This window comes from Rhodoglobus sp. GW821-FHT12B09 (assembly GCF_058809925.1).
The window spans coordinates 1-12,567 of the sequence record NZ_JBXATB010000006.1 but is presented as its reverse complement, the minus strand read 5'-3'; the positions used below and the strand labels follow the sequence as shown (position 1 = coordinate 12,567).

Annotated in this window: 11 protein-coding genes; 10 read left to right on the top strand and 1 reads right to left on the bottom strand. The window is 69.3% G+C overall.

Annotation, left to right across the window (positions count from 1 at the left end):
- Positions 1–44: 44 nt before the first annotated feature.
- Entirely contained in the window at positions 45–1,646 is a 1,602-nt protein-coding gene (locus AC1RTC_RS12200; RefSeq protein WP_493156018.1) for a dolichyl-phosphate-mannose--protein mannosyltransferase, read from the bottom strand.
- 19 nt (positions 1,647–1,665) lie between these two features.
- On the opposite strand from AC1RTC_RS12200, the gene rsmI reads away from it, so the two are divergent.
- The 10 genes from rsmI (at position 1,666) to AC1RTC_RS12150 (ending at position 12,509) form a co-directional block, all read left to right on the top strand.
- Positions 1,666–2,469 (top strand): 16S rRNA (cytidine(1402)-2'-O)-methyltransferase, encoded by an 804-nt coding sequence (gene rsmI, locus AC1RTC_RS12195; protein ID WP_493156322.1) that lies wholly within the window; start codon positions 1,666–1,668, stop codon positions 2,467–2,469.
- 60 nt (positions 2,470–2,529) lie between these two features.
- Positions 2,530–4,083, top strand: coding sequence for a methionine--tRNA ligase (gene metG / locus AC1RTC_RS12190; RefSeq protein WP_493156016.1), 1,554 nt, complete (start codon positions 2,530–2,532; stop codon positions 4,081–4,083).
- Positions 4,076–4,945, top strand: coding sequence for a TatD family hydrolase (locus tag AC1RTC_RS12185; RefSeq protein ID WP_493156014.1), 870 nt, complete (start codon positions 4,076–4,078; stop codon positions 4,943–4,945). The genes metG and AC1RTC_RS12185 overlap by 8 nt, the downstream gene beginning before the upstream one ends.
- Entirely contained in the window at positions 4,938–5,759 is an 822-nt protein-coding gene (gene rsmA / locus AC1RTC_RS12180; protein WP_493156012.1) for a 16S rRNA (adenine(1518)-N(6)/adenine(1519)-N(6))-dimethyltransferase RsmA, read from the top strand. Before AC1RTC_RS12185 ends, rsmA begins: the two co-directional genes overlap by 8 nt.
- A gap of 19 nt (positions 5,760–5,778) precedes the next feature.
- On the top strand, positions 5,779–6,714 hold the full coding sequence (locus tag AC1RTC_RS12175) for a 4-(cytidine 5'-diphospho)-2-C-methyl-D-erythritol kinase (protein ID WP_493156010.1): 936 nt from the start codon (positions 5,779–5,781) through the stop codon (positions 6,712–6,714).
- A gap of 11 nt (positions 6,715–6,725) precedes the next feature.
- Positions 6,726–7,937, top strand: a complete 1,212-nt coding sequence (locus tag AC1RTC_RS12170) for a DegT/DnrJ/EryC1/StrS family aminotransferase (RefSeq protein WP_493156008.1) — start codon at positions 6,726–6,728, stop codon at positions 7,935–7,937.
- Positions 7,934–9,139 carry a polysaccharide biosynthesis protein gene (locus tag AC1RTC_RS12165; protein WP_493156006.1) on the top strand — a complete coding sequence of 402 codons (1,206 nt, stop codon included), beginning with the start codon at positions 7,934–7,936 and terminating at the stop codon, positions 9,137–9,139. Before AC1RTC_RS12170 ends, AC1RTC_RS12165 begins: the two co-directional genes overlap by 4 nt.
- A 2-nt stretch (positions 9,140–9,141) precedes the next feature.
- Positions 9,142–9,816 (top strand): sugar transferase, encoded by a 675-nt coding sequence (locus AC1RTC_RS12160; RefSeq protein ID WP_493156004.1) that lies wholly within the window; start codon positions 9,142–9,144, stop codon positions 9,814–9,816.
- A 22-nt stretch (positions 9,817–9,838) separates the two neighbouring features.
- Positions 9,839–11,386, top strand: a complete 1,548-nt coding sequence (locus AC1RTC_RS12155) for a molybdopterin-dependent oxidoreductase (protein ID WP_493156003.1) — start codon at positions 9,839–9,841, stop codon at positions 11,384–11,386.
- A 190-nt stretch (positions 11,387–11,576) separates the two neighbouring features.
- The gene (locus AC1RTC_RS12150) at positions 11,577–12,509 is read left to right on the top strand and encodes a putative endonuclease domain-containing protein (RefSeq protein WP_493156001.1); all 933 of its coding nucleotides are present in this window, start codon (positions 11,577–11,579) and stop codon (positions 12,507–12,509) included.
- Positions 12,510–12,567: the final 58 nt, after the last annotated feature.

Below are 12,567 nucleotides of genomic sequence, written 5' to 3'. Positions count from 1 at the left end.
ACACTCCCGCGTGTTAACGCCGGATTAATTTAGTTGACACGGCCTCAACGCCAGGTCGGCAGCCACCAGTGCGCGGCGATGAGCCAGTAGTCGAGCTGCGTGCCCGTCCAGAGCGGCCAGAAGAACACGCTCACGACTATCGCGATCCCGAGGAAGATCGCGACGATCCGCAGTCCGCTCGCGCGCCGCCAGGCCGGGTCGTCGGGCGAGCCCAGCAGGATGCCCGCAACGGTGACGAGCGCGAGGATCAGGTACGGCTCGAAGGCGATCGTGTAGAACTGGAACACGGTGCGGTTCAGGTATAGCAGCCACGGCAGGTAGCCCGCCGCCAGGCCCGCGAGCACGAGGCCCACGCGCCACTCCCGGTAGCGCGCGAGGCGGTAGACGAGGTAGAGCGCCGCGGCCGTCGCCGCCCACCAGATGATGGGATTCGCGATGCCCGTGATCGACTGCCCGCACAGCGAGTCGCAGCCGTTCTGGCCGGCCGCAACCGACTGGTAGAACATGCTCGTCGGCCGGATCAGGAACAGCCACGTGAGCGGGTTGGCCTGGTACCCGTGCGGCCTCATCTCGCCCACGTGGTACTGGTACACCGCGGTCTCGAAGTGCCACAGGCTCTGCAGGGAGTGCGGCACCCACGCGAGAGCGCCCGTCCAGGCGTTGCCCGCGTCATCCGACCAGTGCCGGTCGTAGCCGTTGTCGCTGAGGAACCAGCCGGTCCAGCTGGAGAGGTACACGGCGGCCGCGACGGGGACCGTGAGCAGGAAGGTCGCCGGCGCCTGCTTGAACAGGGTGCCCGCGAACCAGAGCGGCAGGCCCGCGCGGCGGCGCGCGAGCGCATCGACGACGAGCGTGTACACGGCGAACGCGGCGAGGAAGTAGAGCCCGTTCCACTTGACGGCGGCCGCCGCACCGAAGGCGGCGCCGGCCAGGAACAGCCACGGGCGCCACCACATCATCGGGCCCCAGTCGGGGAGCCGGCCCGACTTCTCCCGGGCGGCGATCCACGCCGACAGCCGTGCCGAGCTCCACCCGCGGTCGAGCAGCACCGCGCCGAACCCCAGCAGCGCGAAGAACATGACGGAGTTGTCGAGCAGGGCGACCCGGCTCATCACTATCGCGTTGCCGTCGATCGCGAACAGGAAGCCCGCAAGCACGGCGAGGGCCGTGGAGCGGAAGAGCAGTTTCGCCACGAGCATGAGGAGCACGACGGCGAGGATGCCCGTGACCGCGGTCGCGATGCGCCAGCCCACGGGGTTGTCGGAGCCGAGCAGGCTCATCCCGATCCCGATGATCCACTTGCCGAGGGGCGGGTGCACCACGAACGACGGGTTGGCGAGGTAGATGTCCGTGCTGCCGGCGTTGAACGACGCGTCCGCCTCGGCCGGCCAGGACGCCTCGTAGCCGAGGTTGGTGAGGGTCCAGGCATCCTTCACGTAGAAGGTCTCGTCGAACACGAGCTCGGCCGGATGCCCCAGCCCCCACAGCCGGGTGAACGCCGCCACGCCGACCACGAGTGCGGGGGCGCCCCAGCGCACGGCCCGCTGCACGCGCGGCGAGCGCGACTCCCACCACCGGTCGAGACGGGAGCCGGTGGGCTCGGCCTCCTCCTTGTCGCCCAGGAGGTCGTCGAAGGCGGGCTGCATGTCTGTAATGCTAGGCGGCGTGATCATTCTCGCCGCGACGCCCATCGGAAATCTGGGTGACGCGTCGAAACGGCTCATCGACGCGCTCACGAGCGCGGAGGTCATCGCGAGCGAGGACACCCGCACCACGATCCACCTGATGCGCGCCCTGGGCATCGAGAACCGGCCGCGGCTCATCGCGCTGCACGAGCACAACGAGACCGAGAAGGCCGCCGAGATCGTCGAGCTCGCGCGCGACGGCGACGTGCTGGTGCTGACCGATGCCGGGATGCCCGCCATCAGCGATCCCGGATTCCCCCTGGTCGCGGCAGCAGCGGCGGCGGGCGTCGCGGTCACGGCCCTCCCCGGCCCGAGCGCGGTCATCACCGCGCTCGCCGTCTCCGGACTCCCCACCGACCGCTTCACGTTCGAGGGCTTCCTTCCCCGCAAGGGCCGCGTCGCCTACCTCACCTCGCTCGTGCGCGAGGAGCGCACCATGGTGTTCTTCGAGTCGCCCAACCGCCTTGCCGACTCGCTGCGCGACCTCGCGGCCGTCGCGCCCGACCGTCGCGCCGCCGTCTGCCGGGAGCTCACGAAGCTGCACGAGGAGGTCGTGCGCGGCACTGCGGCCGAGCTCGCCGAGCACTTCGCGGAGGGCGCGCGCGGCGAGATCTGCCTCGTCGTCGAGGGGGCGGTGCCCGCGACGCTCGACCTCGCGGAGGGGATCGCGCAGGTCCGGTCGCTCGTGGAGGGCGGGTTCCGCCTCAAGGAGGCCGCGGCGGAGGTCGCGGAGGCGACCGGCCTGTCGAAGCGCGAGCTGTACGAGGGCGCGCTGCGCAAGTAGCCCAGGGCAAGTGGGGCAGCGCAAGTAACACGAGCCCGAGCATCCGTAGACTGGATGATCATGGCCGCTGGCGACTCCTTCTACATCACGACGCCCATCTTCTACGTCAACGATGTCCCCCACATCGGACACGCGTACACGGAGGTGGCGACGGACGTGCTCGCGCGCTGGCACCGCCAGCGCGGCGACGACACCTGGCTGCTCACCGGCACCGACGAGCACGGGCAGAAGATCCTGCGCACCGCGGTCGCGAACGACACGAGCCCGCAGGCGTGGGCCGACAACCTCGTCGAGAGCGCGTGGAAGCCGCTGCTCAAGACCATCGACATCCGCAACGACGACTTCATCCGCACGACGGACGAGCGCCACGAGAAGGCCGTCGCGATCTTCCTGCAGAAGCTCTACGACGACGGGCACATCTACTCCGGCGAGTACGAGGGCTACTACTGCGTGGGCTGTGAGGAGTACAAGCAGCTCGACGACCTCATGGAGACGAAGGACGGCGACTACGCCGGCCAGCTGGTGTGCAAGATCCACAGCCGCCCGGTGGAGATCCTCAAGGAGAAGAACTACTTCTTCCGCATGAGCGCGTTCGAGCAGCAGCTGCTCGACCTCTACGAGAACACCCCCGGCTTCGTGCAGCCCGCGAGCGTGCGCAACGAGATCGTGCAGTTCGTCAAGCAGGGCCTCGCCGACCTGTCGATCTCGCGCTCGAGCTTCGACTGGGGCATCAAGGTGCCGTGGGACGACTCGCACGTCGTCTACGTCTGGTTCGACGCGCTGCTCAACTACGTCACGGCGATCGGGTACGGCACCGACCAGGCGAACTTCGACCGCCGCTGGCCGGCCGTCCACATCGTCGGCAAGGACATCGCCCGCTTCCACGCGGTCATCTGGCCCGCCATGCTCATGGCCGCGGGCCTGGAGGTGCCGAAGGCCGTGTTCGGCCACGGCTGGCTGCTCGTCGGCGGCGAGAAGATGAGCAAGTCCAAGCTCACCGGCATCGCGCCCAACGAGATCACCGACACGTTCGGCTCCGACGCGTTCCGCTACTACTTCCTCTCCGCGATCACGTTCGGCCAGGACGGCTCGTTCTCGTGGGAGGACCTGAGCGCCCGCTACCAGGCCGAGCTCGCCAACGGGTTCGGCAACCTGGCCTCGCGCGTCATCGCCATGGTCACGAAGTACTTCGACGGTCACGTTCCATCGGCCGCGCTCGACGACGCGATCACGGTCATCGAGAAGCGGGTGACGGTTGCCGCGGGCGAGCACATCGACGCCTTCGCCATCGACAAGGCGCTCGCCACGATCTGGGAGCTCGTCGACGCGCTCAACCTGTACATCACCGAGCAGCAGCCCTGGGTGCTCGCCAAGGACGAGGCGGACCGCGACCGGCTCGCGCAGGTGCTCGCCACCGCGATCCACGGCGTCGGCACCCTCGCGGTGCTGCTCGCGCCCGTGCTGCCGAAGGCGACCGCGAAGCTGTGGGAGGCGCTCGGCGGCGAGGGCGCTGTCGACGGGCAGAGCATCGACCGCGCGTGGGAGTGGAAGGGCGGCACGACGGTGACCCCGCTCGAGAGCCCGCTGTTCCCGAGGATCGAACCGGGTGAGTGACGACAGCTACCCACCGCTCCCGGAGGCGCTGACCGTCGGGGTGTACGACAACCACACCCACCTCGAGCCGTTCGGCAATGAGCTGAAGGGGCAGCTCGACTACCGCGAGCACCTCGACCGCGCCTCGAGCGTCGGCGTGCGCGGTGTCGTGCAGGTGGGCGGGGACCTCGAGTCCTCGCGCTGGTCCGCCGAGATTGCCGCGCGCGAGCCGCGGGTGCTCGCGGCCGTGGCACTGCACCCGAACGAGGCGCCGCGGTATGCGGCATCCGGAACCCTGTCCGAGGCCATCGCCGAGATCGACGAGCTCGCGTCGCGGCCCCGGGTGCGCGCCGTCGGCGAGACGGGACTGGACTTCTTCCGCACCGAGGGCGAGGCGGAGCTGCGCGCGCAGTACGAGTCGTTCGAGGCGCACATCGAGATCGCGAAGAAGCACGGACTCGCGCTCCAGATCCACGACCGGGATGCCCACACCGAGGTCATCGCGACCCTGCGGCGCGTCGGCGCCCCCGAGCACACGGTGTTCCACTGCTTCTCGGGCGATGCGGACATGGCGCGGCTGTGCGCGGACAACGGCTGGTACCTGTCGTTCGCCGGCACCGTCACGTTCAAGAACGCCGCTTACCTCCGCGACGCGCTCGAGGTCATCCCGCGCAGCCGCATCCTGGTGGAGACGGATGCCCCGTACCTCACGCCGCACCCGCTCCGCGGCCGGCCGAACGCGCCGTACCTGATCCCGGTGACGCTGCGGGCGATGGCCGCGCACCTGGAGACCGACGTGACCATGCTCGCCGCACAGATCACGTCGAACACCGAGGAGGTCTACGGCACGTGGGACTCCGAGCCGGTCGTCATCGATGACTAGGCTGCTCGGCCCGGCCGAGGTGCGCGATCTCGCCGACCTGCTGGACCTCCAGCCGACCAAGAAGCTCGGGCAGAACTTCGTCATCGACGCGAACACCGTCCGGCGCATCGTGAAGTCGGCGGGGGTGACCGCGGACGAGACCGTCGTCGAGGTCGGCCCCGGGCTGGGGTCGCTCACGCTCGGGCTGCTGGAGACCGGGGCATCCGTGGTCGCCGTGGAGATCGACAGGCGGCTCGCTGCCCAGCTGCCGGTCACCGTCGCCGAGATGGCGCCGGATTCAACCCTCACCGTCATCACCGAGGACGCCCTGAAGGTGACCGCGCTGCCGGGCGGCCCCACCGTGTTCGTCGCGAACCTGCCGTACAACGTGTCGGTGCCGGTGCTGCTGCACTTCCTCGAGCACTTCCCGTCGATCGACCGCGGCCTCGTCATGGTCCAGGCCGAGGTGGGGGAGCGGGTCGCCGCCGGCCCCGGCTCGAAGGTCTACGGGGCGCCCTCGGTGAAGGCGGCCTGGTACGGCTCGTTCAGCACCGCGGGCAAGGTCTCCCGGCAGGTGTTCTGGCCGGTGCCCAACGTCGACTCGATCCTCGTGCGGTTCGAGCGCCACGAGCAGCCGGGCACCGAGGCCGAGCGCCTCGCGACCTTCCAGCTCGTGGACGCGGCGTTCCAGCAGCGCCGCAAGATGCTGCGCCAGGCACTGGTGCCGGTGCTCGGAGACACCGCGGTCGCGCGCCTCGAAGCGGCGGGCGTGGCGCCCACCGCGCGCGGCGAGGAGCTGACGGTCGAGCAGTACCTGGCAATAGCCCGCTCGTAACGTTCGATAGGTTGGGTGCATGACACCGGAGCCGGGAACGACCATGGTGCACGCGAGAGCGCCGGGCAAGATCAACGTCTTCCTCAAGGTCGGCTCGCTCCTGGACGACGGCTACCACGACGTGGCCATCGCGTACCAGGCGGTCTCGCTCTACGAGGACGTGCGGGCCTACGCCGCCGACGACTTCTCCGTCGAGGTGAACGGCACCGTCGAGCTCTCGCGCGTGCCGACCGACGGCTCCAACATCGCGATCAAGGCGGCGCGCCTCCTCGCCCGCAAGACCGGCTATCGCGGCGGGGTGCGGCTGCAGATCGACAAGCACGTCCCGGTCACCGGCGGCATGGGGGGCGGTTCCGCGGATGCCGCAGCAACCCTTCTGGCGTGCGACGCCCTCTGGGGCACCGGGCTCCCGCGCGAGGACATGCTCGACCTCGCAGCCCAGCTCGGCGCCGACGTCCCGTTCGCGTTCACCGGCGGAACAGCGATCGGCACCGGCCGCGGTGACCAGCTGAGCCCGGCGCTCGCGAAGGGCACGTTCCAGTGGGTGCTCGCCCTCGCCGATTTCGGGCTCTCCACCCCCGCGGTGTACAGCGAGCTCGACAGCCACCGGGAGCGCCACTCGCAGGACATCTTCCCGGCCCAGACGGCGCCGTCGGTCGACGCGAACGTGCTGCAGGCGCTGCGCGCCGGCGACCCCGACATGCTCGCCGAGTGCCTCTACAACGACCTGCAGGCTCCGGCGCTGCACCTCGAGCCGTCGCTCGCCGATGTGCTCGAGCTCGGGGAGCAGAACGGAGCGCTCGCCGGGATCGTCTCCGGATCGGGACCAACTGTCGCCTTCCTCGCGGCCGACCTCGACTCGGCGCTCGAACTGCAGATCGCACTGAGCGCGGCCAGGCTGACCGTGGTCCGCGCGACCGGGCCCGTGCACGGCGCTCGCATCGTCGGCGACTAGGTTTAACGTCCGTGGCCATCCCCTTCTCGCTTCCGCTCATCGATGCGGACGTCATAGCGGAAGTCAACGACGCCCTCACCAACACGGGCTGGCTCACGACCGGGCCGAAGGTCCGCCAGCTCGAGACCGAGATCTCCACGATTACCGGGACCCCCGTGCTGTGCGTCAACTCCTGGACGTCGGGCGCGATGCTCATGCTGCGCTGGCTCGGCGTGGGCCCGGGCGACGAGGTCATCATTCCGGCATACACCTACAGCGCGACGGCGCTGTGCGCGATGAACCTCGGTGCGACGGTCGTGATGGTCGACGTGCTGGACGACTTCACGATCAACCCTGCCGCGATCAGGGCCGCGATCACGCCGCGCACCAAGGCGGTCATCCCCGTCGACATGGGTGGCTGGCCGGCCGACTACGACGCCATCCACGCGGTACTCGAGGCGCCGGAGGTCATGTCGATGTACGTCGCCTCCACCGCCCGCCAGGAGAAGCTCGGCCGTATTCTGGTTGTCACGGATGCCGCCCACTCGATCGGCTCGACCTACAAGGGCCGCCCGAACGGGCAGTTCACGGATGCCACGGTCTTCTCCCTCCACTCGGTGAAGAACATCACCACCGGCGAGGGCGGGGCGATCGCCATCAACCTCCCCGCCCCCTTCGACAACGAGGAGGAGTACACCTTCCTCAAGGCACTCGCCCTCAACGGCCAGAACAAGAGCGCGTTCGAGAAGAACGTGCCCGGCGCCTGGCGCTACGACATCATCGACCAGGGTCTCAAGATCAACATGCCCGACCTGAACGCGGCGGTCGGCCTGGCTCAGATCCGCAAGTACGAGTCGGAGCTGCTGCCCGACCGCAAGCACAAGTTCGAGCTCTACCAGGAGGGGTTCGCGAAGTACGACTGGGCCATCCTGCCGCCGTACCGGGATGCCGAGCGCGAGTCGTCGGCGCACCTGTACCTCCTGCGCATCAAGGGGGCCGACGAGGACCGGCGCGACCGGATCATCACCGCGATCGCCGAGGCGGGCGTCGGCGTGAACGTCCACTACATCCCGATGGCGATGCTCACCCTGTTCAAGAGCCGCGGCTACGACATCGCGGACTACCCGAAGACCTACGAGCTGTACGCCAACGAGATCACGCTGCCGCTGTACAACACGCTCACGGAGGACCAGGTCGCCGAGGTCATCGACGTCGTCGCGCGGGCTGTCGAGGGCACCGTATGAACCTCGAGGCGTTCATCGAGAACCACGTGATCGGGCGGCGCGAGAGCCTGTTCGCCCCGGACCTGGCGGCGCACGACGGCGAGCTCCGCGCGGCGATCGAGGGGGCATCCGTGCTGGTCATCGGGGGTGCCGGCACGATCGGCTCCTCGTTCATCCGCGCACTGCTGCCGTACCGGCCGGCGCGGCTCGTGGTGGTCGACCTCAACGAGAACGGGCTCACCGAGCTCACGCGCGACCTGCGCAGCACCGACCACCAGTACGTGCCCGAGGACTACAAGACCTATCCGATCAGCTTCGGCGGCCCGGTGTTCGAACGGCTGCTCCGCGCCGAGGGGCCCTTCGACATCGTGGCCCACTTCGCCGCGCACAAGCACGTGCGCAGCGAGAAGGACCGCTACTCGATCGAGGCGATGCTCGAGAACAACGTGATGAGCACGGTCGCGCTGCTCGATCTCCTGCTCGAGCTGCCGCCGAAGCACTTCTTCTGCGTGTCGACCGACAAGGCTGCGAACCCCGCCAACGTCATGGGAGCGTCGAAGAAGCTCATGGAGGAGGCCGTGCTCGCGTACGCCGCCGAGCTCCCCGCCGTCACGGCGCGCTTCGCGAACGTCGCGTTCAGCAACGGCAGCCTGCCCGCCGGATTCCTGGAGCGCATCGCGAAGAACCAGCCGCTCTCCGCCCCGCACGACGTGCGCCGCTATTTCGTGTCGCCGATCGAGAGCGGGCAGCTGTGCCTGCTCGCGTGCATCCTGGGCGCGCCCGCCGACATCTTCTTCCCGCAATTGGACGAGCCCAGGATGCTCACCTTCAGCAGCATCGCGGACGCCCTGCTGCGCGAGCTCGGCTACGAGCCCCAGTACTGCTCCTCAGAGGACGAGGCCCGCGCTGCGGCCGCCGCGCGCCAGCCCGGTGACACCACCTGGCCGGTGTACTACTTCGCGTCCGAGACCTCCGGGGAGAAGTCGTTCGAGGAGTTCTACACGTCCGACGAGAAGGTCGACCTCTCGTCGTTCAGTGCGCTCGGCATCGTGCGGGGGCGCGCGAGCAACGACGTTGCGGGCATCCGCTCCACCCTTGACGACCTGCGCGCGCTGTTCGAGCGCGCGGACCTGCCCAAGGAGGCCATCGTCGATGTCCTCGCGACTCTCGTCCCGACCTTCCACCACGTGGAGACGGGCAAGAGCCTCGACCAGAAGATGTGACGATGTATCCCTTCGCCAAGCGGTTCTTCGACGTGCTCATCTCCGGCATCGCCGTCGTCATCCTCACCCCGCTGCTGTCGCCGGTGATGCTCGCGCTGCGCCTCACGGGCGAGGGCGAGGTGTTCTACAAGCAGAAGCGCATCGGTTACCGCAACACCACGTTCGGCATCTGGAAGTTCGCGACGATGCTCAAGGACAGCCCGAACCTCGGCACCGGCTCGCTCACGGTGCGCGGGGACCCGCGTGTGACGCCCGTCGGCCGGTCGTTGCGCGCCACCAAGATCAACGAGCTGCCGCAGCTGCTCAACGTGCTCACGGGGGAGATGAGCTTCGTGGGCCCGCGGCCGCAGGTGCAGGTCGACTTCGACGGCTACCCGGCCCACGTTCGCGAGCACATCTACGACGTGCGGCCCGGGGTCACCGGTATCGGCTCGATCGTGTTCCGCGACGAGGAACGGCTGCTCTCGAAGCCCGGCATCGACCCGCGGGCGTTCTACCGCGACGAGATCGCGCCGTACAAGGGCGAGCTGGAGATGTGGTACCTGGCTCACAAGTCGCTGTGGCTGGATGCCCGGCTCGTGCTCCTGACGGCGTGGGTCGTGCTGCGACCCGAGTCGGACATCGTGTACCGCACTTTCAGGGATCTCCCGGCTAGACCGAGTTGGCTCACCGAGTGACTCTCCGCTCCGAACCATCCACATGAGTGCGCGGCGCGTGGCCCTGTGGTCGGCGCTCGTCGGCGTGCTCGCGGGCGCGGTAACCCTGGCCGTCGCCGAGGCTGCCGCCGCGATCATGGTTCTGCCGTCCGGCAGTCCGCTCTTCGGGGTCGGGTCGCTCGTCATCGACCTCGTCCCCGGCTGGTTCAAGACCGCCGTCATCGCCCTGTTCGGCACGGGCGACAAGATCGCCCTGTTCGTCGCGCTGGGCATCCTCGTGCTAATTCTGGCGGTCGGCATCGGCATCCTGCAGTACCGCCGCTCGCCGTGGGGCATCGTGGCGCTCGTCGTGGTCGGGGTCGTCGCACTGCTCGCCGTCGTGACGCGGGCCGAGTCCAACTCGCTGTCGTCGGTGCCGACCCTGGTGGGCGTGCTCGCGGGGGTCATCGTGCTGCGGGTCGCGACCGACCGGCTGCACCGCTGGACGGACGCCGCGGCATCCCGACCCGTCCGTGCCGCCGTCACGCGCCGCGGATTCCTCGTGATGCTCGGCTCCACCGCCGCGGGCGCCCTGGTGGTGGGGCTCGGGGCACGCGCGATCAATGCGGGGACCGCCGCCGTGAACGCCGTGCGCGACGCCATCACGCTGCCCCCGCCCGCCACGCCCGAGGCGCCGTTCCCCGCCGGCGCGTCGCTCGACGTGGACGGCATCACGCCGCTGCTCTCGGCCAACGACACCTTCTACCGCATCGACACGGCGCTGCAGGTGCCGGTCGTCGACGCCTCGACGTGGAAGCTGCGCATCACCGGCATGGTCGAGCGCGAGGTGGAGATCTCGTTCGACGAGCTGATCGCGCTCCCGCTCGTCGAGCACACGGTCACGCTCATGTGCGTCTCGAACGAGGTCGGGGGCGACCTGGTCGGCAACGCGACCTGGCTCGGCTACCCGATCCGGGATCTGCTGGCCAAGGCCGGCCCGCTGCCCGGCGCCGACATGGTGCTCTCCACGAGCGTCGACGGGTTCACCGCGGGCTCCCCGCTCGACGTGCTCCTCGAGGAGGACCGCCAGTCATTGTTGGCGGTCGGGATGAACGGGGTGCCGCTGCCCATCGAGCACGGCTACCCCGTGCGTATGGTCGTGCCGGGGCTGTACGGGTACGTGTCCGCGACGAAGTGGGTCAGCGAGCTCAAGGTCACGACGTTCGAGAAGGACATGGGCTACTGGACCCCGCGCGGCTGGTCGGCGCGCGGGCCCGTGAAGACGGCATCCCGCATCGACGTCCCGCAGAGCGGATCGTCCGTCGCGCCCGGCCGCGTCGCCGTCGCGGGCGTGGCGTGGGCGCAGCACCGCGGCATCGAGGGCGTCGAGGTGCGCGTGGACGACGGTGCGTGGGAGCCCGCCACGCTGGCCGACGTGATCTCGATCGACACCTGGCGGCAGTGGGTCTACGAGTGGGATGCGGCGCCGGGCAACCACACGGTCGCCGTCCGCGCGACCGGCGCCCCCGGCGACACGCAACGGGACGTGCGCCTGCCTCCCGCCCCCGACGGCTCCGAGGGGTACCACACCATCACGGTGGCGGTCGGCTAGCCGCCCGCCGCCGCCCGCCCCGCCCCGCCCCGCCCGCCCCGGCCCCGCCCGGCCCGGCCCGGCCCCCGGCCGTCGTCGAGAGTGCACTTTGACGCAGTGCTGTCCCGGCGGTACCCCGTCAAACTGCACTCTCGCGCGCAGTTGTGGACTGTTCTCAGCGCGACAAGGGCGGGCCCGGCACTCTCTGAGGGTGTCCAAGCGGAAAGAACTCGATCCCCACCTCGGCTCGGAGTTCTCTCGTCAGGAAGCGCTCGCCCGCGGGGTGACCCGCGATCGCCTCAGCGCATCCGACCTGTCCATCCCGTTTCGCGGGGCCCGGTCTCGACGCGTCCCGCTCGCGAGTGTCGACGACCCGTTCGAGGCGGCGCACCTCGCACTCGTCAGGCGGTGCCAGCAGTACATCCCGATCGCACCGAGGGCGTGGGCTTTCAGCCACGTCACGGCCGCGCGGCTGTACCGGATGCCACTTCCCCTCAGTTTGCGGCGTCGATCCGAGCTCGATGTGGCGGTACCCCGCGAGTCGCAGCCTCCGCGACGGGCAGGAGTGACCGGTCACCGGCTGAGTGACTTCGCGCACCGCGCCGTGGAGGGCCTGCCCGTGGTCCACCCCGAGGTCGCGTGGCGGCAGATCGCTCCTCTCCTGTCCCTGGACGAGCTTGTGATCGCCGGGGACCATCTCGTCAGGAGGAAGCGGCCGGCGTCGACGTTGGACAAGCTGGCCCGGGAGCTCTGCAATGCCAGAGGCAGCAGGGGAGTGTGCGTGGCCGAGGCCGCACTCCTCGATGTTCGAGTCGGCACCGATTCGCCGCGCGAATCGGTGACACGTCTCATCCTCGTTCGCGCTGGCCTTCCTGAGCCCCTGGTTCGGTACACCGTGATCGATGACGACGGGTACTTTGTCGGGACGCCCGACCTCGCCTACCCCGTCGAGCGGATCGCGATCGAGTACGAGGGTGAGGGGCATCGAACCGATGAGCAGGTCTACGAGGACGACATCCACCGTCGTGAGATGTTCCGTCGTGCCGGATGGCTCGTCATTCTGGTCACGGCGCGAAAGCTGCAGCGTCCCAACGCCGTGGTTTCCGAAGTCGCGGACGCTCTCCGAGAGCGTGCTGTGCGCTGAGAGTGCAGTTTGCCGGGGTTGCGGAACGCAGCCACTCCGTCGAACTGCACTCTCAGCG